At 55.9% G+C, this 21,934-nt stretch carries 18 protein-coding genes and 1 riboswitch; of the genes, 13 read left to right on the forward strand and 5 right to left on the reverse strand.

The features are described 5' to 3' along the window. Positions 1-9 precede the first annotated feature (9 nt). Complete coding sequence (pfkB, locus tag UN63_RS01630) at positions 10-954, forward strand: 1-phosphofructokinase (protein WP_104485040.1); 945 nt, start codon at positions 10-12, stop codon at positions 952-954. After that, entirely contained in the window at positions 954-2,678 is a 1,725-nt protein-coding gene (locus UN63_RS01635; protein ID WP_104485041.1) for a PTS fructose-like transporter subunit IIB, read from the forward strand. Before pfkB ends, UN63_RS01635 begins: the two co-directional genes overlap by 1 nt. 111 nt (positions 2,679-2,789) lie before the next feature. Here the strand turns inward: UN63_RS01635 and ribA are convergent, their stop codons facing one another. After that, on the reverse strand, positions 2,790-3,383 hold the full coding sequence (ribA, locus tag UN63_RS01640; RefSeq protein ID WP_104485042.1) for a GTP cyclohydrolase II: 594 nt from the start codon (positions 3,381-3,383) through the stop codon (positions 2,790-2,792). A gap of 215 nt (positions 3,384-3,598) precedes the next feature. Between ribA and cmk the strand changes: the two genes are divergently transcribed. The 7 genes from cmk (at position 3,599) to UN63_RS01675 (ending at position 9,276) form a co-directional block, all read left to right on the forward strand. Beyond that, on the forward strand, positions 3,599-4,276 hold the full coding sequence (gene cmk, locus UN63_RS01645) for a (d)CMP kinase (protein WP_104485043.1): 678 nt from the start codon (positions 3,599-3,601) through the stop codon (positions 4,274-4,276). 165 nt (positions 4,277-4,441) lie between these two features. Further along, positions 4,442-6,112 carry a 30S ribosomal protein S1 gene (gene rpsA, locus UN63_RS01650; protein ID WP_104485044.1) on the forward strand — a complete coding sequence of 557 codons (1,671 nt, stop codon included), beginning with the start codon at positions 4,442-4,444 and terminating at the stop codon, positions 6,110-6,112. Between the two features lie 69 nt (positions 6,113-6,181). Then, positions 6,182-6,463, forward strand: a complete 282-nt coding sequence (gene ihfB / locus UN63_RS01655; RefSeq protein ID WP_104485045.1) for an integration host factor subunit beta — start codon at positions 6,182-6,184, stop codon at positions 6,461-6,463. 108 nt (positions 6,464-6,571) lie between these two features. Beyond that, on the forward strand, positions 6,572-6,859 hold the full coding sequence (locus UN63_RS01660; protein ID WP_104485046.1) for a LapA family protein: 288 nt from the start codon (positions 6,572-6,574) through the stop codon (positions 6,857-6,859). An 8-nt stretch (positions 6,860-6,867) separates the two neighbouring features. Beyond that, positions 6,868-8,037, forward strand: coding sequence for a lipopolysaccharide assembly protein LapB (gene lapB / locus UN63_RS01665; protein ID WP_104485047.1), 1,170 nt, complete (start codon positions 6,868-6,870; stop codon positions 8,035-8,037). A 134-nt stretch (positions 8,038-8,171) separates the two neighbouring features. Next, complete coding sequence (gene pyrF / locus UN63_RS01670; protein ID WP_104485048.1) at positions 8,172-8,885, forward strand: orotidine-5'-phosphate decarboxylase; 714 nt, start codon at positions 8,172-8,174, stop codon at positions 8,883-8,885. 169 nt (positions 8,886-9,054) lie between these two features. Beyond that, positions 9,055-9,276, forward strand: coding sequence for a DUF3820 family protein (locus tag UN63_RS01675; protein WP_104485049.1), 222 nt, complete (start codon positions 9,055-9,057; stop codon positions 9,274-9,276). A gap of 85 nt (positions 9,277-9,361) precedes the next feature. On the opposite strand, the gene UN63_RS01680 is transcribed toward UN63_RS01675, so the two are convergent. Continuing rightward, positions 9,362-9,769 carry an H-NS family histone-like protein gene (locus tag UN63_RS01680; protein ID WP_104485050.1) on the reverse strand — a complete coding sequence of 136 codons (408 nt, stop codon included), beginning with the start codon at positions 9,767-9,769 and terminating at the stop codon, positions 9,362-9,364. A gap of 380 nt (positions 9,770-10,149) precedes the next feature. Continuing rightward, positions 10,150-10,323: riboswitch (Lysine riboswitch) on the forward strand. A 73-nt stretch (positions 10,324-10,396) separates the two neighbouring features. Here UN63_RS01680 and UN63_RS01685 point away from each other — a divergent pair. Then, the gene (locus UN63_RS01685) at positions 10,397-11,965 is read left to right on the forward strand and encodes a Na+/H+ antiporter NhaC family protein (protein ID WP_104485051.1); all 1,569 of its coding nucleotides are present in this window, start codon (positions 10,397-10,399) and stop codon (positions 11,963-11,965) included. Positions 11,966-12,576: 611 nt separating this feature from the next. On the opposite strand, the gene putP is transcribed toward UN63_RS01685, so the two are convergent. The 3 genes from putP to UN63_RS01700 form a co-directional block, all read right to left on the reverse strand. After that, positions 12,577-14,040, reverse strand: a complete 1,464-nt coding sequence (gene putP, locus UN63_RS01690; protein ID WP_104485052.1) for a sodium/proline symporter PutP — start codon at positions 14,038-14,040, stop codon at positions 12,577-12,579. Positions 14,041-14,293: 253 nt separating this feature from the next. Continuing rightward, the gene (locus UN63_RS01695) at positions 14,294-15,022 is read right to left on the reverse strand and encodes a DUF3379 domain-containing protein (RefSeq protein WP_104485053.1); all 729 of its coding nucleotides are present in this window, start codon (positions 15,020-15,022) and stop codon (positions 14,294-14,296) included. Next, positions 15,015-15,530, reverse strand: coding sequence for a sigma-70 family RNA polymerase sigma factor (locus UN63_RS01700; RefSeq protein ID WP_229793474.1), 516 nt, complete (start codon positions 15,528-15,530; stop codon positions 15,015-15,017). Before UN63_RS01700 ends, UN63_RS01695 begins: the two co-directional genes overlap by 8 nt. Positions 15,531-15,867: 337 nt before the next feature. On the opposite strand from UN63_RS01700, the gene fadI reads away from it, so the two are divergent. The 3 genes from fadI to htpG all read left to right on the forward strand — a co-directional run bounded on the left by fadI (position 15,868) and on the right by htpG (position 21,828). Then, complete coding sequence (gene fadI / locus UN63_RS01705; RefSeq protein ID WP_104485055.1) at positions 15,868-17,181, forward strand: acetyl-CoA C-acyltransferase FadI; 1,314 nt, start codon at positions 15,868-15,870, stop codon at positions 17,179-17,181. Positions 17,182-17,213: 32 nt separating this feature from the next. Next, positions 17,214-19,328: a fatty acid oxidation complex subunit alpha FadJ gene (gene fadJ / locus UN63_RS01710; RefSeq protein ID WP_104485134.1), complete on the forward strand. Its 2,115-nt coding sequence runs from the start codon at positions 17,214-17,216 to the stop codon at positions 19,326-19,328. Positions 19,329-19,914: 586 nt separating this feature from the next. After that, positions 19,915-21,828, forward strand: coding sequence for a molecular chaperone HtpG (htpG, locus tag UN63_RS01715; RefSeq protein WP_104485056.1), 1,914 nt, complete (start codon positions 19,915-19,917; stop codon positions 21,826-21,828). Positions 21,829-21,934 lie beyond the last annotated feature (106 nt).

The raw sequence follows: 21,934 nt of genomic DNA on the forward strand, positions 1-21,934 counted from the left end.
AGAGGCCCGATGAGCATATTAACCCTGACCCTTAATCCGGCACTGGATCTGACCGTGTCCCTGAAACCACTGAACACCGGGGCGGTCAACCTGGCCAATCACGGTCATCTTGGCGCCGCCGGCAAGGGCATCAACGTGGCCCGAGTGCTGGCCGATCTGGGGCATCGCCCCCGGGCCACCGGTTTCCTGGGTCTGAACAACGACGCGTCCTTTCGTGCAATGTTCGAACGTTATGGTATTGAAGACGACTTCGTGCGTTTGGCTGGTGATACCCGAGTCAACGTCAAGATCAGTGAAGAGGGCGGCCGAGTTACCGATATCAATCTGCCGGGATTACAAGTGGAGAAGAGCGATTGGAACCGACTGCTGGCGCGACTTGAGTCGCTTGAGCGTCATTTCGACACTCTGGTGGTGGCGGGCAGCCTGCCGCCCGGGGTCTATCCCAAGCAGCTCGAGGGGCTGATCGACATGTGGCGCGAACGGGGCAAACTGGTATTGCTGGATGCGAGTGGCGAGACGCTTCGCGTTGGTATTAAAGGCTTTCCCGCCTTGATCAAGCCCAACATCGACGAGCTGGTCGATTTGGTCGGACGCCCCATTCGTGATGAGGCTGATCTGGCCGACTGTGCCCGGGAACTTCAGCAACAAGGCATTCAGCATATAGTGGTATCAAACGGTGCCGAGGGTGTGCACTGGTTCAGCCCTAGAGGGGCTTGGAAGGCCCGGGTACCGAAGGTAAAAGTGGTCAGCACAGTGGGTGCCGGAGACAGTCTGGTGGCCGGGCTTTGTGCCGGGCTGCTGGAAGGCCGGGATGAAGCTTTTACCCTGCGGCGTGCAGTCGCTCTGTCGATCATGGCGGTGACTCAGGTGGGTGTCGGTATCAGCAATAAGCAGCAATTGAATGATTATCAGGATGCCATTGAAATTACGCAACTAGAGCCGAGCAAAGTGTAATGAAAACCTTGGTTATTACCGCTTGCCCCAGCGGCATGGCCAGCAGTTATCTGGCCGCCCGCTTGTTGCGCCAGGCGGCACAGGATCTGGGCTGGCAGACGAGCGTGGAATGTTACAGCCAGCTTGAGCCGGTCACGACCTTCACCCCGGCGCAGATCGAGGATGCCGAACTGGTGCTGGTAGCGGCGGATACACCACTGGATCTGTCCCGCTTCATCGGCAAGTCGCTGTATCGAAGTGATATTCAATCGGCACTTAATGAGCCCAGGTCCTGGCTGCAACAGGGCAGGGAGCAGGCGGTGATGCAGGAGGAAGGCACACCGGCGGCCGGGGTGAAACTGGTGGCCATTACCGCTTGTCCGACCGGAGTGGCGCATACCTTTATGTCTGCCGAGGCGCTGAGCGAGGCCGCCAACGCCATGGAGATTCAGATCAAGGTGGAAACACAGGGCTCGGTCGGTGCCCAGAACGCGCTGACCGCCGCCGACATCAAAGCCGCCGATGCGGTGATAGTGGCGGCAGACATAGAGGTGGATCTGAGCCGGTTTGACGGTAAACGAGTTTATCGCACCAGTACCGGGACGGCGCTGAAAAAACCGCAACACACCCTGAAGAGTGCCCAGGCTGAAGCCCGATTATACCGGCACAAGGGAAAGAACCCGGCGGGAGCAGACGGGACTAATAACCTGCAAGATGACAAGCAGGCCGGCCCTTATCAGCATCTGCTGACCGGGGTGTCGTTCATGTTGCCGATGGTGGTCGCCGGCGGTCTGATTATTGCGTTGTCGTTCGTGTTTGGCATCGAGGCGTTCAAGGAAGAAGGCAGCCTGGCAGCGGCGCTGATGCAAATCGGCGGGGCCTCGGCCTTTGCCCTGATGATACCGGTGCTGTCTGGCTATATCGCCTATTCCATTGCCGACCGGCCGGGCATTGCTCCCGGCATGATTGGCGGCATGCTGGCCAGCACCCTGGGTGCCGGTTTTATCGGCGGCATCATCGGCGGTTTTCTGGCTGGCTACAGTGCTCGTTATCTGGCGAACAAAGTGCCGATGCCCACCAGCCTGATGGCGCTGAAACCCATATTGATTATTCCGCTGTTTGCCAGCCTCTTTACCGGCCTGGTGATGATTTACGTGGTCGGTGGGCCGGTGGCGTTGGTGATGACCACCATGACCGACTTTCTCAACAACATGGGCTCGGCCAATGCGGTGCTGCTCGGTATCATTCTCGGCGCCATGATGTGCTTCGACATGGGCGGCCCGGTCAACAAGGCGGCCTATGCCTTTTCGGTCGGGCTGCTGGCATCACAAACCTACGGCCCCATGGCGGCGGCCATGGCGGCAGGCATGGTGCCGGCGCTGGCCATGGGTATTGCCACCTTTCTCGCCCGGCGCAAGTTCAACAAGAGCGAGCAGGAGGCAGGCAAGGCCTCTTTCGTGCTGGGATTGTGCTTTATCTCCGAAGGTGCCATTCCCTTCGCCGCACGGGACCCGTTGCGGGTGATCCCCTGCTGCATGCTCGGCGGCGCACTCACCGGGGCCCTGTCCATGTACTTTGGCGCCAAACTGTTGGCCCCCCATGGCGGCATCTTCGTGTTTTTTATTCCCAATGCCATTCAGCAACTGCAGTGGTATGTGCCAGCCATTGCCGCCGGATCCCTGGTCAGTGGCGTGCTTTACTCGGTACTGAAGCGCAGCGACGCTCAGATGTTGGCGGGAAAATAAATCGTGAGGGATGAAGTGTGAGGGGGTATCTGTCACTCCTCACGTTTTAATACCAACAAAAAAGCCCCGGGCAATGACCCGAGGCTCCGATACCGCGTGAAGATGTTGGCATCATTCCTTAAGCATATGGCCCAGTTTGCCGGCTTTGGTGTCCAGGTAATGCTCGTTGAAGGGATTACGCCCTTCCTGCAGCGGTATACGCTCTACCACTTCGATACCGAAGTTTTCCATCGCCTTGACCTTGCGCGGGTTGTTGGTCATCAGCTTCATCTGCTTGACGCCCAGGCCGTGCAGCATATCGGCACAAATGGTGTAGTCGCGCATGTCGGCGGCAAAACCCAGCTCGACGTTGGCTTCCACCGTGTCCTTGCCCTGATCCTGCAGGTGATAGGCATGAATCTTGTTGAGCAGGCCTATGCCTCGTCCTTCCTGGCGCACATAGAGCAGTATGCCGCGCCCTTCCTTGGCTATTCTTTCCATAGCGGCCTGCAGCTGAAAGCCGCAGTCGCAACGCAGGCTGAACAGAGCATCACCGGTCAGACACTCGGAGTGAATGCGGCCCAGTACCGGCTGTCCATCGTCGATATTCCCCATCACCAGGGCGGCATGATCCTTGCCGGTGCCTTTTTCTTCAAACCCGATCAGGGTAAAGGTGCCCCAGGGTGTCGGCAGTTTTGAGTTTGCCATCCGGGTAACACTGCTCATGGCGTTCCTCTTTTGATTATCAAGTAACAAAAAATGGCGCTCATTGTAAAGCGGATGGGCGTGCAGGTATAGGCGCAATATCGGCTTAGGTCGCGCGATGGCTTTATTTTTATCGTGTTAATGAATTGTGAGTTATGCCTTTATATGTCAACTCGGGTATAATGCCGGCCGCGCGGCACTAGGTGCCCAGACTAATTTATTCATTGGAGAATGCCATGACTGAACAAGCTCCCGTCATTACCGTGGATGGCCCAGGCGGCGCCGGCAAGGGAACCCTTTGTCAGTTGCTGGCCGAGAAACTGGAATGGCACCTGCTTGATTCCGGCGCTATCTATCGCGTACTGGCACTGGCGGCCCGGCATCACAATGTGGCGCTGGACGATGAAACCGGATTGTTGCCATTGGCGGCCCACCTGGATGTACAGTTTCCGGTGGTAGATGGTCACATCAAGACCATCCTCGAAGGAGAAGACGTTTCCCGTTCTATTCGCACCGAACAAATGGGAGACGCTGCCAGCAAGGTCGCTGCCTTTCCCCGGGTTCGAGAAGCCCTGCTTCGGCGTCAGCGCGCCTTCCGGGCCAGTCCCGGTCTGATTGCCGACGGTCGGGATATGGGTACCGTGGTTTTCCCCGATGCACCGGTCAAAATTTTCCTCGATGCCAGCGCCGAAGAAAGGGCGCAGCGGCGGCTTATTCAGTTGCAAGACAAGGGCTTTGATGTTAGTTTTGACCGTCTTTTAAGCGAAATTCAGACGCGTGACGAGCGAGATCGCAATCGAGCCGTAGCGCCGCTTAAAGCCGCAGCCGATGCCCTGGTGATCGACTCGACCAACTTATCCATTACACAAGTACTGGACAAAGTGCTGAGTCATACTAAGGTTAAGCTCGGTTAAGCTTTATTTCGGTTAAAAAAAGCACGAAAGAAAAGATAAGTTAAGCGAGGTCGCTGATGCGGCCTGGCCCTGCCCGCCCCAAGGAAGGGACGGGTCTATGCTAATCACCCCACCGGTGCCGGATTGCCCTGTGGATGTTCAACTTAAAAAGTGTATTCATTAAACATGATTGAATCTTTTGCCCAACTCTTTGAAGAGTCTCTGAAAGAACTGGAAACCCGTCCGGGTTCCATTGTTAAAGGTACTGTAGTAGCCATCGAGAACGGTATCGTTCTGGTTGACGCAGGCCTGAAGTCTGAATCCGCCGTCCCTGCCGAGCAGTTCAAAAATGCTCAGGGCGAGCTGGAAGTCAGCGTTGGCGACGTTGTAGACGTAGCGCTGGACGCGGTAGAAGACGGTTTCGGTGAGACTCTGCTTTCCCGCGAAAAAGCGAAGCGCCACGAGTCCTGGCTGCAACTGGAAAAAGCCTACGAAGATCAAGAAACCGTTATCGGTGTGATCAACGGCAAGGTCAAGGGTGGCTTCACTGTAGAAGTGAACACTATCCGTGCATTCCTGCCTGGTTCGCTGGTTGACGTACGCCCGGTACGCGACACGCTGCACCTGGAAGGTAAAGAGCTTGAGTTCAAAGTGATCAAGCTGGACCAGAAGCGCAACAACGTTGTTGTTTCTCGTCGTGCCGTTATCGAAACTGAAAACAGTGCCGAGCGCGAGCAGCTGCTTGAGAACCTGCAAGAAGGTCAAGAAGTTAAAGGTATCGTCAAGAACCTGACCGACTACGGTGCTTTCGTAGACCTGGGCGGCGTAGATGGCCTGCTGCACATTACCGACATGGCCTGGAAGCGCGTTAAGCATCCAAGCGAAATCGTGAACGTGGGTGACGAAATCAACGTTAAAGTGCTGAAGTTCGACCGTGAGCGCACTCGTGTGTCTCTGGGTCTGAAGCAGCTGGGTGAAGATCCGTGGGTTGATATCGCTAACCGTTACCCAGAAGGCACTCGTCTGTCTGGCCGCGTGACCAACCTGACCGACTACGGCTGCTTCGTTGAAATCGAAGAAGGCGTTGAAGGCCTGGTACACGTGTCTGAAATGGACTGGACCAACAAGAACATCCACCCATCTAAAGTGGTTTCTGTTGGCGACAGCGTAGACGTAATGGTGCTGGATATCGACGAAGAACGTCGTCGTATCTCTCTGGGTCTGAAGCAGTGCAAATCTAACCCCTGGCAGCTGTTTGCGGAAACCCACAACAAGGGTGACCGTGTTTCCGGTAAGATCAAGTCAATCACTGACTTCGGTATCTTCATCGGTCTGGACGGCGGCATCGACGGTCTGGTTCACCTGTCCGACATTTCTTGGAGCGGTGGCGAAGAAGCCGTTCGTGAATTCAAGAAAGGCGACGAGATTGACGCCGTTGTTCTGCAGGTCGATCCCGAGCGCGAACGCATCAGCCTGGGTGTGAAGCAAATCGACGAAGACCCCTTCAACAAGTACCTGTCTGACAACAAGAAAGGTGCTATCGTTAAGGGTACCATCACTGCCGTTGACGCCAAAGGCGCCGTGGTTGAGATGGAAGAAGGCGTGGAAGGTTATGTCCGTGTTGCCGACATCTCCCGCGACCGCATCGAAGACGCATCCACAGTACTGAAAGTGGGTGAAGAAATCGAAGCGCGTTTCATGGGCGTAGATCGCAAGAACCGTACTCTGAGCTTGTCTATCCGTGCGAAAGACGAAGCAGAAGATAAAGTAGTTCTGGATAACCTGAACCAACAGCAACCTGAAGATGTTGGTTTGAGTGCCATGGCTGAAGCCTTCAAGGCTGCCAAAGGCGAATAAGCCTTTCCAAATGTAAAAGGGGGCCTTCGCGCCCCCTTTTTGTTGTCTGGTGATCAGGAGAAACACATCATGACCAAATCCGATCTCATTGAAAGACTGTCAGAGCAGTACAGCCACCTCTCCGCCAAGGAAGTGGAAAATGCCATCAAGGAAATTCTCGAACAGATGGCATCGACCCTGCAAACAGGCGACCGCATTGAAATCAGAGGCTTTGGCAGCTTTTCATTGCATTATCGGGCACCCCGACAGGGGCGTAACCCGAAAACCGGCGAAAAAGTGGAGTTGACCGGTAAATACGTACCGCATTTCAAACCCGGTAAAGAATTACGCGAGCGGGTTAACCCTGCCTGAGTACACATCAGTTTGTTCTATATCACTTTTCATGGCAACTCGACTGGCGAGCATCCGGCTTTTACGGGATAATGCCAATACTCGAAATCAGGAAGTTGAGAGGGTAAGGTGAAAATTATTTTTGGCCTGGTAATCCTGGCAATTCTGTTTGCAGTAGGACTGACACTGGGCTCGCAAAACGATCAGCTGGTTCATGTTAACTATCTGCTGGCGCAGGGCGACTATCGCCTTTCTACATTACTGGCGGTGGTATTTGTGGCCGGTTTTGTTATCGGCTGGCTGGTGTTCGGTCTGATATTACTGCGTCTCAAGATGAACAACAGTGGTTTGCGCAAGAAAGTCGAGCGTCAACAAAGGGAATTGGAAGAGCTCAGAGCATTGCCCATTAAGGATTAACGAGCCCTATGCTGGAATTGCTGTTTCTGCTGCTTCCGGTCGCAGCTGCCTATGGCTGGTACATGGGGCGCAGGGGAGTCCGGCAGGATGCTCAAAATAAATCCAATCATTTCTCCCGGCAATACGTTGCCGGGCTGAATTTTCTGCTTTCCGACGAGCCTGACAAGGCCGTTGATCTGTTTATTCAATTGCTGCAGGTCGACAGTGAAACCATTGAAACCCACCTTGCCCTCGGTAACCTGTTTCGGTCCCGGGGTGAAGTTGATCGCGCCATTCGCATACACCAGAATCTGATTGCCCGTCCTAATCTGTTATTGGAACAGCGTCATCTGGCGATGCTGGAGCTGGCGCGGGACTTTCTGGCGGCGGGCTTGCTCGACAGAGCCGAGCATATTCTGGTAGAGCTGAAAAACGACCCGGATTATGAAGAAGAAGCTCTGAGCCAGCTGATGCAAATCTACCAGCAGCTGAAAGACTGGGAGCAGGCCATTACCGTTGCCGAGCGGCTCAAGAAGCGGCGGGGCCTCAAGGCCCTGGTGCCCATGGGGCATTTTTACTGCGAGCTGGCCGAGCAGCAATGGCGTCAGCCAGATGCCAAAGCCGCCATCGTTCAGCTCAAGAAGGCGCTGAAGGCCGATGCGGGCTGCGTCCGGGCCAATATGCGTCTGGCCGCTATTTATATGGAACAGCAGCAATGGTCGCAGGCGGCTCATTGCCTGCTACAGGTCACCGAGCATGATGCGGACTTTATCAGCGAGGTACTGGCAGACTTGCAGTATTGTTACCGGATGCTGGGCAATGAGGCGGAGTTTGTGCAGCGACTGGAGCAGTGGGTCGCCGCAGACAGCGGTGCTACTGCTGTGCTAATGCTGGCCGACAAGGTCGGCGAAACACAGGGTGCTCTTGGTGCCGAGCAACTGGTGTTGTCGCAACTGCAGCGACACCCGACCATGAAAGGCTTTTACCGGCTGATGTCATATCATGCGGCCAATGCGGAGCAGGGCAGGGCACGGGAAAGTCTGGAAATGTTGAAGTCGCTGGTGTCCGAGCAAATCAGGCTCAAGCCCAGCCATCGCTGTGGCCAATGCGGCTTTTCTTCTAAAACATTATTCTGGCAATGTCCTTCCTGCAAACAGTGGGGCTGCATCAAACCGGTGCGTGGCCTCGATGGCGAATAAGTGATGGTGAGGGGGGAGGCGTAAAGAGTGAGGCGTAAAGCGCCAGACACCGAATTTTCGGATGTGGTTTTTACCCCTCTCGGCTTACGCTTTTCTCCTCACGATACGTTGTATAAAAATTAAAGGGTAAACCCATGCAAGATTCAAAAAACCTCGATCCCAAAATCCTGATTGCCCTCGATTTTGCCGATGAACAACAGGCGCGGGCGCTGATTGCTAAACTCGATCCTGCCAGCTGCCGACTGAAAGTCGGCAAGGAAATGTTCACCCTGTTCGGGCCTGACTTTGTACGCTCTCTGGTGCAGGCCGGATTCGATGTTTTTCTCGACCTCAAGTTTCACGATATTCCCAATACCGTCGCCAAGGCGGTGGCCGCGGCTGCAGAGCTGGGTGTCTGGATGGTGAATGTACATGCCAGCGGTGGCCCACGGATGATGCAGGCGGCCCGTGAGGCCTTGCTGCCTTACGGTGACAAGGCGCCCTTGCTGATAGCGGTAACGGTACTGACCAGCATGACAGCTGAAGAGCTGATTCAGGTTGGTGTGCTGCGGTCTCCGGCAGAGCATGTGCTGGCCCTCGCGCGACTGACGCGTGACGCCGGGCTCGACGGCGTGGTCTGCTCGGCTCAGGAAGCCAGCCTGCTGAAAGCTGAGCTGGGGCCCGACTTCAAGCTGGTGACCCCGGGTATTCGCCCGGCCGGCAGCGATGCAGGCGATCAGCGCCGTATCATGACGCCAGAGCAAGCGGTGAGTGCAGGCAGTGATTACCTGGTGATTGGCCGACCGATCACGCAGGCGGCCGATCCGGCGGCCGTACTGACCCAGATCAATCTCAGTCTGATGCCATAATCATTCTTTAAACCCAGCGGTAAGCTTTAAGCCATAAGCTGTCAGTTTTAAGTTAAAGACAAACACTATGGTTTTGTAGACGGTGCCTAGCCATCAGGCTCGGCGCCGTTTGCGGGTTCTTGCGCGCGCTAATGACACAGTTACTAACCTATTCTGATGGGGGCTTCCCATGACACTGCAGTCGGCAGAGCTGCTGAGCATTATCCGCAAGCCGATGCCCTTCGGTAAATACCACGGGCAGCCCTTACTCCGCCTGCCCATGGCCTACCTGTGTTGGCTGGAGCGAAAAGGCTGGCCGGCCGGTACCCTGGGGACAGAGCTGGCACTGGTGTACGAGCTGAAGCTGAACGGCGTCGATCAGCCGTTATACTCATTACTGGAACGGCGTTAACGGCGGTATATTTGCCGGTGCTAACGGAGTAGAAACAAAAACAGGGCCATATGGCCCTGTTTTTAATCATAAGCACATTACTTGCTTATTTGATAAGGAAGTCTTCCAGTGTTTTCTCACCGCTTTCCAGCGCTTGCTGAATAGCGGAAGGTTTACGGCCCTGGCCGGTCCAGGTTTTGTGTTCGCCGTTTTCATCTTGATATTCGTATTTGGCAGGGCGCTTGCTACGTGGAGCACTGGCTTTTTTGCCGGGCTCGGTCAGTTCAACCAGCTCGCTGATATCGATACCATCGGCGGCGAGCAGATCCATATATTCCTTCAGCTTGCGCTCACGTTCTTGTGCAGCGGCCTGTTCGGCGGCTTTGGATTCGCGCTGTTCTTCAATAACAGAAGCCAGCTTGGCTAAGCCTTCTTCCATCTGGTCCAGAGTCAGTTCACGAGTGGCGGCGCGAAGGCTACGAATGTTAAGCAAGGTTTTCAAAAAGTCTGACATTACATACACCTGTTGGGCTATCTTGATTTTATAATAAATTAAATTTACATCTTCATTTTAAATGAAGCAAGTTAATTAATGAGATCATTTCAATAATATTAATTATAAAAGCCATTCCAACAGTAGAATTACGTATATGTCGTTGCATTTTGCGAAATTTAATTGCCGATTAAAAAAGACCAGCTCGGTTATTGAAACTTCATATCCGGGTTGTGTATCGGCGGCTCTACCTGGCCTGAATGTTGGTCTATGAGTACAGCGGTGGCAGACTGAATTTTAAGCATATAAAAACCTGAAACATGGTTTGATCAAAAATAGAACTGTTGTTTTTTGGTCAAATGTGTTGATTTTTATCTTTTTGGCAGTAAAATCCTCCGTCTTACCTGCGTAGAGGTGCATAACGTATCAGTAGACCAGTTCAGGGTGATGCCGTTTATCCTGGTCAAAAGGACGTTATGCCGAAGTCATGTCATTTATCCGATGACTCGGCTGGGATCGGTACCGAAAGGGCCGATACTGTCATGAATAGTTATTCATGATGCGCTATTGCTGGGAAAGAGAAGACGATCTTGATATCGGCCTCCTGCTCCTGGTAGTTATATTGACAACTCAGAATCAGGTATTGCCGTGGAATCACATCCTTTTATTCAGACCTTCTGGTCTCTGCTACCACCCTTGCTGGCCATTGTGCTGGCCATCTTCACCCGTCGTGTCCTGTTGTCTCTGGGACTGGGAATCATCCTTGGTGTACTGTTGCTACAGCAATTCAATCCGCTGACTGCCGTCACGCATCTGGGTGGAAATATTATCGGCCTGTTCTGGTCCGATAATGCCGTCAATGAATGGAATGTTAATATATTACTGTTTTTGCTGCTATTAGGTTGCATTATAAGCATGCTGAGCCGTACCGGTGCCACACTTGCGTTTGCAGAGTGGGCGCAGTCTCGTATTAAAAACCGGCGACAGGCCAAGGTAATGACCGGATTACTGGTATTTATCTTCTTCATCGATGATTATTTTCACAGTCTTTCGGTGGGTACCATTTGTCGGCCAGTGACGGATCGTTTTCATATTTCGCGCGCCAAGCTTGCCTATTTACTGGATTCGACTGCGGCCCCTGTTTGTGTGTTGATGCCGGTTTCTTCCTGGGGGGCTTATATCATTGCACTGGTGGGAGGCATTCTGGCCAGCCACGGCCTCACCGGACAAAGTGCGTTTAGTACTTTTCTGATGATGGGTGCAATGAATTTTTATGCCATTTTCACCCTGCTGATGGTGTTGCTGGTTATCCGGGGTGGCTGGGATCTGGGCGCCATGGCACGGCATGAACAACAGGCCATGAACGGTGAGCTGTTTGACAAGGCCAAAGGCACGCCGCCCGGCGTGGCCGACAGCAGTATCACCGTAGGTCGTGTTAGCGATCTGTTGCTGGCGATAGGCACCCTGACGCTGGTAACGGTGGCGGGCTTGCTGCTGACCGGTGCTCAGGCGCTGGCACAGAACCAGGTGGAATTTTCGCTGCTGGCTGCCCTTGAAAACACCAATGTGGGTCGATCTCTGGTGTTTGGTGGCGTAGCGGGGCTACTGGTCTGCGCCTTCGCCATGTTTAAGCACAAGGCATCGCTGTCAGACTGGGGTCATACCTTGAAGGTCGGGCTCAAGGGTATGTTGCCGGCGATATATATCCTGTTGTTTGCCTGGACCATTGCCGGCCTGATTAGCGAGCTGCAAACCGGTAAATATCTGGCGTCGCTGGTACAGCAAAGCATACCGCTGTTCATGTTGCCGGCTATTCTGTTTCTGCTGGCCGGGGTCATGGCCTTTGCCACCGGCACCAGCTGGGGTACGTTTGGCGTAATGCTGCCCATTGCCGCCGACATGACCATGGCCATTGATGCATCCTTGCTGCTGCCGGGGATGTCGGCGGTGATGGCGGGAGCGGTATTCGGTGATCACTGCTCTCCAATATCTGACACCACTATCCTGTCTTCTACCGGTGCCTCCTGCCACCATATCGATCATGTGATCACGCAGCTGCCTTATGCGCTCTCTATCGCCCTGGTCAGCGTCATTGGCTATCTGGCTCTGGGCTACAGCGCCTCAGTCGGAATGGGCCTGATGGCGGCGCTGGCGGCCTTTATGCTGGTGCTGGCAGGATGGGCCTGGCAACAGCGCGGCCTTTCACCGGCACAGTAACGGCTAACGTTTGGCGGTAAAAAAGGCCCGGTATCAATATGATACCGGGCCTTTTTTGTTGTCATACCTATCCCATTAAACAACCGATCGCTCTTCATCCCGAACAAAGGGCCCGCTCCACCGACCCGCTTCAAGCACCTCCATGTGACGCTCAGCACATGACATCCCTGTCATGTGATGGTCGGTGGAGCAGATCCCTTTGTCCTCCTTGATACTTCGGCGTCGCCTGTTGGTGCAGTCTGCAGACAACTCGGTGTTCCAGAAGAGGTAGCAGAGCCAGCCTCCCCCGACCGTGACATGCCATGGCCGAAAAATGCTCCTGCCGTTCCGGCATTCCCGCCCTCCCTGGCGGTCAGATGGCATGTCCGAGCTTAGAGGGGGCGAGCTTGTCTCGCCGTGACGAATGATTTCAGCCTGACCGAACATCCGGTGAATGTTCGCAGCTGGCGGACATCGTGAGTGTCATTCCCTGTAGCGTGTCGAGGGAGGTGGCTGTGTTGCCTCTGATCTCGGGTTTAAAAATGATCAGATGTTTATTCAAATTGGTATCAGCTTTGCCGGGCAAACAAAAAAAGGAGCCTTTCGGCTCCTTTTGTGTTTGCTATGAAAGATTAAAGCTCGGATTCCATCCGTCGGAAACCCAGTACCACGGTTTTAACAGGCGGGGTATCCATTCGGCTGATCAGGATGCATGCCAGGCCGCCAATCAGGAAGCCGGGTACAATTTCGTACAAATCGAACAGGCCGCCACTCAGTTGCTTCCAGCCGATCACGGTCAGTGCACCCAGCACAATACCGGCAAGGGCACCGTTGCGGGTAAGGCGTGGCCAGTACACAGAGAGAATAATCACGGGGCCAAAGGCGGCACCAAAACCGGCCCAGGCATAGCTGACCAGACCAAGCACGGTCGATTGCGGGTCGAGTGCTATCAGCATGGAGCAGACCGCCACCCCTAACACCGCAAATCGGCCTACCCACACCAGTTCGTTATCACCGGCGGCCGGGCGTAACCAGCGCTTGTAAAAGTCTTCGGTAATGGCGGAAGAGCACACCAGCAACTGGGAATCGATGGTACTCATGATGGCCGACATGATGGCGGCAATCAGCAAACCGGCCACCCAGGGGTTAAACACCGTATTGGCCAGGGCCAGGAAGACGGTTTCCGGGTTATCCAGCGGGGCACCGGCAAAATAGACGGCACCGGCCAGGCCCACACCCAGGGAGCCAATCAGCGACAGCAGCATCCAGCTCATGGCGATACGGCGAGACAGAGGAACGGATTTTGGCGAGTCGATGGCCATAAAGCGGGCCAGAATATGCGGCTGACCAAAGTAGCCCAGTCCCCAGGCCAACAGGCTGATGCCGCTGAGCAGAGAAAAGTCGTGGAACAAGTCCAGTTTGGTTGCGTCCATGGTGCTCAGGGTCGTCAGGGTCTGGTCGATGCCGCCCAGCTCGTTCATCACCGCCCAAGGCACCACTATCAACGCCAGCAGCATCAGTATGCCCTGAAAAAAATCGGTCCAGGATACCGCCAGAAAGCCGCCCATAAAGGTATAAGCGACGATAACGCTGCCACCGATAATCAGTGCGGTCAGGTAGGGCAGGCCAAAGACCTTTTCGAACAGTATGGCGCCACCCACCAGCCCGGAGGCGGTATAGAAAATAAAGAACAGCAGTATGGTGACGGCTGCAATGACCCGGATAAGACCGCTGTTATCGGCCAGCCGATTTTCCAGAAAATCGGGCAGGGTAAGGGAGTCGTTGGCCTGTTCGGTGTAGACCCGCAGCCGCTTGGCCACGAACAGCCAATTGAGCCAGGCTCCGATGACCAGGCCGATGCCAATCCAGGCCTGGTTGATGCCATACAGGTAAACGGCGCCGGGCAAGCCGAGCAGCAGCCAGCCGCTCATGTCCGACGCGCCGACGCTCAGGGCTGCCACGCCGGGACCCAGACGGCGACCACCCAGAATATAATCGCTCAGCGAACTGGTGGCTTTGTAGGCCACCAGACCGATAAGCATGGTCAGCAGCAGATAGCCGACAAAGGTAATCAGAATAGGGAGTTCTATGGTCATAAGTGGGTTCCTGTTGTACCAAACAGCATTTTCGCCTTCCGTGTGGGCGAACTAAACAAATGTTACATCATAAAACCGAATAACTCCCGATTCCTGTAACCTTATGACGGAGTTGCATAATAAATCGACAGGCTTCGCATAGAACTGTCTGATTCAATGTGAATTTTTTGCAAAAAGAAAAGGGTCGGAGTCAGTTTGGAATTCAGTATTCCAGAACATTGACTCCGACCCTTTTTATCCCCATTTACTGTGGTTATATCGCCCTTTCCAGCGAGGCCTTGATCTTGCTGGCCATCTTGCCGACGTCTTCTTCCAGCTCGCTGACCACCACCAGGCGGTTGAGGGTCATGGGGATGACTTCACCGTGATAATGGTCATCCGAGAAGCTGTTTACCAGCTGCAAGGCCCGGTCGGCCGGTACGATAAAGACGTGTACCCTGTCGTGCTCTCCCTGAATCACCAGATGCGCCGCCGGCCCCCCGGCAAACATGCAGTGGTTGGCATAATACACCTTGCCCACATCGGCCATGTCGTTGATACGAGTGCCATAAGGCTCTAATTTGGCGTTGATGGTGCTGAGGCTGACTGCTTCATCCACATATTGGGTGAAAGGCATTTCCCATTGCACATGACTCATCGCCACCTGGCCAATCGAGGGCGGCAGAGGTTCCGCTTCGGCGGAAAAATGCATAAAGCGGGTAGAGAAACCCAGCGCAAAGGTCACGGAAGCGGCCATTGCCAGATGGCGCCAACCGAAACCTTCACGCTTGTCCGGCTGGCGCAACAGGTGCGACAGCATCAGTTTGTCGGGCAGGGTATCGGGCACCGGCTCGTGCAGTGCACGCGCCAGTTTGTGATTGAAGTCTTTTATTTCACCCATAAATTGCCGGTTGCCGGCGTTAGTAGTTGAGGCACTGATAAAGTCAGAACTCTTGTCGTTGGGATCGGCATAAGCCCGACGTCTGAACTCCAGGTCATCCATTGCTTTGGCCTCGCGAGGATTTGTCTTGGTCCATGGCCTCTTTCAGCTTGTTGCGGGCACGAAAGAGGCGGGTCATTACGGTATTCTTGTTCAAGTCCAGTATCTCGGCTATTTCTTCACCACTAAAACCACCCAGTACCTGCAGTAGCAGTGGTTCACGATATTCTTCGGCCAGCTCGGCAATGTGCCGGCGCAGCCATTCGGTTTCCATATCCTGCTCCGGCCCCGGGCTGTGCTTGTCGGGCACCGGCACGCTGTCCAGATCGACCAGATCGAACTGCTTGCGCTCGAAACGACGGGCATTTTCTCGCCGTAATATGGTAATCAGCCATGCCTTGGCGGCTTTTTCGTCTTTCAGGCTGTCCAGCGCCTTCCAGGCACGCAAAAATGTCTCTTGCACCAGATCTTCGGAGACCTGCCTGTCATGGCAAAGCCAGAAAGCATAACGAAACAAGTCGCCATGAAAGGCATACACCAGCGCCTCATAGCGCTTTTGTTTTATTACCATGCTTTTAGAGACCGCATCCGGCTTGGTCTTCTTTCGCCCGAATAAAGAAATCATTGTTCACCGTTGAAATAGGGTGGCTAAATTCAGTCTACTCACTCTTAAAGTCTCGTGCGAGCAATGATTGATGACGGATTATTGTGTTATTGATGCTGATATTGCCGTAAAAAACGCCATCATAGTGACTGATAACCCATCATTTATCGGACATCAATATTTTCAAGCGGCTGTTTAAAACCGGGCATGCCGTTGCTAAGATACCAGGGAGGTCAGACCTCTTTCCGAGCCGAAATTTGCAACTGCGCGGTTTGCCACTTCTGGCTTATAACAAGGAGCGTACATGTCGCCGACTAACCCATTAACTACCCGCAATGGCGATCGTATCGCCATTGTTTCCGGGCTGAGAACGCCGTTCGCCCGCCAGGCCACCGCCTTGCGTGGCATATCGGCGCTGGAGCTGGGCACCATGGTGGTGAACGAACTGCTGGCACGTACGCCCATGGCGGCGACCGAGGTACAGCAACTGGTGTTCGGCCAGGTGATACAGATGCCCAGGGCCCCCAACATTGCCAGAGAAATCGTGCTGGGCACAGAGCTGCCGGTCGGCACCGACGCCTTTAGTGTGACCCGCGCTTGTGCCACCAGCTTTCAGGCGGTGTCTAGCCTGGCCGAGTCGATGTTGGCCGGGCAGGTTCAGGTAGGTATTGCCGGTGGCGCCGACTCTGCTTCGGTGCTGCCTATAGGAGTCTCGACGCGTCTGGCCGAGGCCTTGCTGGATCTGAGCAAGGCCAAATCTTTCGGTGCAAAACTGGCGATACTGCGGGGTCTTGGACTCAAGGATCTGGCGCCGGTACCGCCGGCGGTGGCCGAATATTCCACCGGCTTGTCGATGGGGCAGACCGCCGAGCAGATGGCCAAGAGCCACGGCATCGGCCGTGAGGCCCAGGATGAGCTGGCGCACCGCTCTCATCAACTGGCCACCGAAGCCTGGCAGCAGGGCTGGCTGACGGATGAAGTCATGGCTGCCCATGTGCCGCCGTTCAAGGCAGCCTTCGAGCAGGACAACAATATACGTACCCAGTCCACCCTGGCCGATTACGGCAAGCTCAAGCCCGCCTTTGACCGCCGTCACGGCACCGTGACCGCTGCTAATAGTACCCCCCTGACCGATGGTGCCGCCGCCGTGCTGATGATGACCGAAAGCCGGGCGAAAGAGCTGGGCCTGACGCCGCTCGGCTACCTGCGCAGTTATGCCTATGCAGCCATTGAGGTGCAACACGACATGCTGCTGGGCCCGGCCTATGCCACGCCGCTGGCCCTGGAACGGGCCGGTTGTACCCTGGCGGACATGGACCTGATTGACATGCACGAGGCCTTTGCCGCCCAGACCCTGGCCAACCTCAAGATGTTTGAAAGCCACACCTTTGCCGAGCGCGAGCTGAACCGGGCTCGGGCCATCGGCGAGGTGGACATGAGCAAGTTCAACGTACTGGGTGGCTCTCTGGCCTATGGTCATCCCTTTGCCGCCACCGGTGCGCGCATGATCACCCAAACCCTGAGAGAGCTTAACCGCCGCGGTGGTGGCCTGGCACTGACCACCGCCTGCGCCGCCGGCGGCCTGGGCGTGGCCATGGTACTGGAGGCAGCACAATGACCGATGCTATGACCAAAACAAGGACCGAACAGATGACTTCTTCCACCTTTACTCTGCGTAATGAAGACGGCATCGGCATCATCACCATGGACGTGCCGGGCGAGCGCATGAACACACTGCGCGCCAGTTTCGTTGACGAAATAAAAGCACTGCTGGCCGAGATTGCCGCCGACAGCAGCATCAAGGGGCTGGTGCTGTGTTCGGGCAAGCCCGACTCCTTTATTGCCGGGGCCGACGTACGCATGCTGAATGAGTGCACCAGCGCCGGGCAGGCTGCGGCCCTGTCCCGCGCCGGGCAGGACATATTCAACGAGCTGGCGGCACTCAAGATACCCTTGATAGCCGCCATTCACGGCCCCTGCCTGGGCGGCGGTCTGGAGCTGGCGCTGGCTTGTCATGGCCGGGTGTGCAGCGACGACGGCAAGACCCGACTGGGATTGCCGGAGGTGCAACTGGGGCTCATTCCCGGCTCCGGCGGTACCCAGCGTTTGCCTCGATTGGTGGGTCTGACCCGGGCACTGGACATGATGCTGACCGGCAAGCAGCTAAGGCCCAAACAGGCGTTAAAAGCCGGGCTGGTGGATGACATGGTGCCGCACAGTATACTGCTCGACACGGCAGTCGCCCTGGCGCGCGAGGGCAAACCGAAACGTTCCCGCAAAAAAGACCTGAAAACCCTTCTGCTTGCAGCCAACCCCATTGGCCGCAAGCTGGTGTTCGACAAGGCGCTCAGCACCCTACGTCATAAAACCCGTGGCAAGTACCCGGCGCCGGAGCGTTTGCTGGAGGTGGTGCGTACCGGCCTGAACCAGGGTATAAGCAAGGGGCTGGCCGCCGAAGCCACGGCCTTTGGCGAGCTGGTGATGAGCCCTGAGTCGGCGGCGTTGCGCCAGCTGTTTTTCACCACCACCGACATGAAGAAGGAAACCCGCTGGCAGGGAGAAGATCCAAACTCGCTTGCCCGCATCGGCGTGCTGGGCGGCGGCCTCATGGGTGGCGGCATCGCCTTTGTCACCGCCACCAAAGCCGGCTTGCCGGTACGCATCAAGGACATTTCCCACAAGGGCATCAATCAGGCCATGGCCAACGCGCATGGTTTGTTGGCGACCAGGGTGAAGAAGAAACAGCTGCGGGATAGCGAGATGCAACGGCAGCTGGCGCGGATCACCGGCACCCTGGATTACAGCGGCTTCGAGCGGGTCGATTTGGTGGTGGAAGCTGTGTTTGAAGATCTGGAGATCAAGCGGCAGATGGTGGCTGAGGTAGAGGCGAACTGCCCGGCGCACACTATCTTTGCCACCAATACCTCGTCGCTGCCCATTCACCAGATTGCCGAAGGCGCGGCCCGGCCCGAGCAGGTGGTGGGGCTGCATTACTTCAGCCCTGTCGACAAGATGCCGCTGGCGGAAATCATCCCTCATGTGGGCACCAGCCCTACTACAGTGGCAACGGCGTTGAAACTGGCCCGGGCTCAGGGCAAGACGCCGATAGTGGTGCAGGACAAAGCCGGTTTTTACGTAAACCGGATACTGGCCCCTTACCTCAACGAGGCAGCGCGGCTGCTGCTGGAAGGCGAGCCCATCGAGGCCATCGACAGTGCGCTGCTGGATTACGGTTTTCCGGTGGGGCCCATGACATTGCTGGACGAAGTGGGCATCGACGTGGCCGCCAAAATCTCGCCCATTCTGGTGCGGGAGCTGGGTGAGCGCTTCACCGCCCCCGACGTGTTCGGCAAGCTGCTGGACGACAAGCGGCACGGCAAGAAGAACGGCCGCGGCTTTTACCGTCACGACAAAAAAGGCAAACACAAGCCGGTGGATGAGAGTCTGTATTCGTTGTTGGGTATCAAGCCTCACAGTCGACTGCCGGCTCAGGAACTGGCCGAGCGCTGTGTGCTCTTGATGCTGAACGAGGCGGCACTGACCCTGGACGAGGGCGTAATTGCCTTGGCCCGGGACGGCGACATCGGCGCCATCTTCGGCATCGGCTTCCCGCCCTTCAGCGGTGGCCCCTTCTATTACATGCACCAGCAGGGCATTCAAGCCGTGCTGGATAAAATGGAAGAATACGGCCGCAAATACGGCGAACGTTTCACCCCCTGCGAGCCGTTACGCCGGATGGCAGAAAGCGGGAAAAGTTATTACTGAAAAGCAGCCGTAGGCGCCGCTTCAGCCGGCGCGAATTTTCAGACGGTGCTATGCCTGCAGAATCGGCACCGTCTGCTCCGGCAGCTAAAGCGCCGGCTACAAAACCACGGCGCCGATGTTTGGCCATGCTGTAGGCGCCGCTTCAGCCGGCGCAAATTTTCAGACGGCGCTATGCCTGCAGAATCGGCACCGCCTGCTCCGGCAGCTAAAGCGCCGGCTACAAAAACACGGCGCCGATGTCTGGTCATGCTGTAGACGCCGCTTCAGCCGGCGCGAATTTTCAGACGGTGCTATGCCTGCAGAATCGGCATCGTCTGCTCCGGCAGCTAAAGCGCCGGCTACAAAAACACGGCGCCGATGTCTGGCCATGCTGTAGGCGCCGCTTCAGCCGGCGCAAACCGTCAGACAACGCAAGCCCCACAGACATAACGCCAATCCTGCAACCATGGTGTGTGTCTTTAACTTAAAGCTCACGGCTTGCAGCTTGGTTTCCGCTTTGCCTCACGTTTTTTCCGTTTGCCCTTGAAATCCACCCGGCCAGCCCCATCTTTCTGTACAGAAGTCAAACCCAAGCAAGGAACTCAAGATGTCAGAAGCTGTGCATACCGAAACTCATGGTTTTCAAACCGAAGTCAAACAACTGCTCAACCTGATGGCCCACAGCCTCTATTCCAATAAAGAGGTGTTTCTGCGCGAGCTGGTGTCCAACGCCGCCGACGCCGCCGACAAACTGCGCTTCAAGGCGCTGTCTGACAGCGCCCTCTATGAAGCGGACGGCAACCTGCGGGTGCGTCTGGTGCTGGACAAAGACAACAAGACCCTGACCATCTCCGACAACGGCCTCGGCATGAGCCGGGACGAAGTCATCGAGCACCTGGGCACCATCGCCAAATCCGGCACCAAGTCCTTTTTCGGCCAGCTGTCTGGCGATCAGGCCAAAGACTCCCAGCTGATCGGCCAGTTTGGCGTAGGCTTCTACTCCGCCTTTATCGTGGCCGACAAGGTCACCGTGCTCAGCCGCGCCGCCGGTCTGCCTACCGACCGGGGTGTACGTTGGGAATCCGACGGTGACGGCAGCTTTACCGTGGCCGACATAGAAAAGGCCGGTCGCGGCACCGACGTTATTCTGCACCTGCGTGAAGCCGAGCTGGAATTCCTCGACGACTGGCGCCTGCGCAGCATCATCGGCAAATATTCCGATCACATCAGCATCGCCGTGGAAATGTGGAAAGACGGCGAGCCCGAGCAGGCAGTGGAAGACGGCGAAACCATCGCCGCCACCGAAGGCGAGTGGGAGCAGGTAAACAAGGCCACCGCCCTGTGGACCCGTTCCAAGGGTGAGGTGAGCGACGAAGAATACCAGGAATTCTACAAGCACATCTCTCACGACTATCAGGACGCCCTGGGCTGGAGCCACAACAAGGTAGAAGGCAATCAGGAATACACCAGCCTGCTGTATGTGCCCGCCAAGGCACCGTTCGACATGTGGAACCGGGATCAGAGCCACGGCCTCAAGCTGTATGTGCAGCGGGTGTTCATCATGGATGATGCCGAGCAGTTTATGCCAACATACCTGCGGTTCGTGAAAGGGGTGCTCGACTCCAACGATCTGCCGCTGAACGTATCGCGCGAAATTCTGCAAGACAACAAGATCACCGCCCAGCTGCGCAAGGCCTGCAGCAAGCGCGTGCTGACCATGCTGGAGCAGATGGCGAAGAACGACGCCGACAAATACCAGGGCTTCTGGAAAGAGTTCGGCAACGTGCTGAAAGAAGGCCCGGCCGAAGACTACGGCAACCGCGAGCAAATCGCCGGTCTGCTGCGCTTCGCCAGCACCCATAACGACTCCGATGCCCAGACAGTGTCGCTTGAAGATTACATAGCGCGCATGAAGGAAGGTCAGGACAAGATCTACTACATCACCGCCGACAGCTATGCCGCCGCTAGTCACAGCCCGCACCTGGAAATCTTCCAGAAGAAGGGCATCGAAGTACTGCTGATGTGGGAGCGGGTCGACGAGTGGCTGATGAACCACCTGAGCGACTTCCAGGACAAGCAGTTCGTGTCCGTCACCAAGGGTGAACTGGACCTGGGCGAGCTGGACGACGAAGAAACCAAGAAAGCGCAGGAAGAAGCCAAAGAAGCACTGGCACCGTTGCTGGATCGGGTAAAAACCGCATTGGGCGACGAGATCAAGGAAGTGCGTCTGACCCATCGTCTGACCAGCACCCCTTCTTGTGTGGTGGCCGGTGAGCATGACATGAGCACCCAGATGATCAAGCTGATGCGCTCTGCCGGTCAGCCGGTGCCCGAGCAGAAGTACATTCTGGAGCTGAACCCAGAGCACGTGCTGGTGAAAAAACTGGAAACCCTGGCAGAAGGTGACCAGTTCAACGAGTGGTCCCAGCTGCTGCTGGAGCAGGCCCAGCTGGCCGAGCAGGGCGGTCTTAAAGACCCCGCCGCCTTTGTGGCCCGCATCAACCGCCTGCTGCTGGGTTAATCTTCCCCGCTGAATAAACCAAAAACCCGGCCAGGCGCCGGGTTTTTTATTTCTCGGTGTCATGTCTTGTAGCCGGCGCTTCAGCCGCCGGGGCAGACAACATCGA

The sequence above is a fragment of the Oceanisphaera arctica genome (genome assembly GCF_002936955.1).
GTDB lineage: Bacteria > Pseudomonadota > Gammaproteobacteria > Enterobacterales > Aeromonadaceae > Oceanimonas > Oceanimonas arctica.

Excerpts from the sequence above, each read along its gene's own strand:
- UN63_RS01695 (WP_104485053.1), bottom strand. The coding sequence starts at position 15,022 with ATGGATGACCTGGAGTTCAGACGTCGGGCTTATGCCGATCCCAACGAC.
- htpG (WP_104485056.1), top strand. The coding sequence starts at position 19,915 with ATGTCAGAAGCTGTGCATACCGAAACTCATGGTTTTCAAACCGAAGTC.
- rpsA (WP_104485044.1), top strand. The coding sequence starts at position 4,442 with ATGATTGAATCTTTTGCCCAACTCTTTGAAGAGTCTCTGAAAGAACTG.
- UN63_RS01635 (WP_104485041.1), top strand. The coding sequence starts at position 954 with ATGAAAACCTTGGTTATTACCGCTTGCCCCAGCGGCATGGCCAGCAGT.
- pyrF (WP_104485048.1), top strand. The coding sequence starts at position 8,172 with ATGCAAGATTCAAAAAACCTCGATCCCAAAATCCTGATTGCCCTCGAT.
- UN63_RS01680 (WP_104485050.1), bottom strand. The coding sequence starts at position 9,769 with ATGTCAGACTTTTTGAAAACCTTGCTTAACATTCGTAGCCTTCGCGCC.
- UN63_RS01675 (WP_104485049.1), top strand. The coding sequence starts at position 9,055 with ATGACACTGCAGTCGGCAGAGCTGCTGAGCATTATCCGCAAGCCGATG.
- cmk (WP_104485043.1), top strand. The coding sequence starts at position 3,599 with ATGACTGAACAAGCTCCCGTCATTACCGTGGATGGCCCAGGCGGCGCC.
- lapB (WP_104485047.1), top strand. The coding sequence starts at position 6,868 with ATGCTGGAATTGCTGTTTCTGCTGCTTCCGGTCGCAGCTGCCTATGGC.
- ihfB (WP_104485045.1), top strand. The coding sequence starts at position 6,182 with ATGACCAAATCCGATCTCATTGAAAGACTGTCAGAGCAGTACAGCCAC.
- ribA (WP_104485042.1), bottom strand. The coding sequence starts at position 3,383 with ATGAGCAGTGTTACCCGGATGGCAAACTCAAAACTGCCGACACCCTGG.
- UN63_RS01700 (WP_229793474.1), bottom strand. The coding sequence starts at position 15,530 with ATGGTAATAAAACAAAAGCGCTATGAGGCGCTGGTGTATGCCTTTCAT.
- fadI (WP_104485055.1), top strand. The coding sequence starts at position 15,868 with ATGTCGCCGACTAACCCATTAACTACCCGCAATGGCGATCGTATCGCC.
- putP (WP_104485052.1), bottom strand. The coding sequence starts at position 14,040 with ATGACCATAGAACTCCCTATTCTGATTACCTTTGTCGGCTATCTGCTG.
- fadJ (WP_104485134.1), top strand. The coding sequence starts at position 17,214 with ATGACTTCTTCCACCTTTACTCTGCGTAATGAAGACGGCATCGGCATC.
- pfkB (WP_104485040.1), top strand. The coding sequence starts at position 10 with ATGAGCATATTAACCCTGACCCTTAATCCGGCACTGGATCTGACCGTG.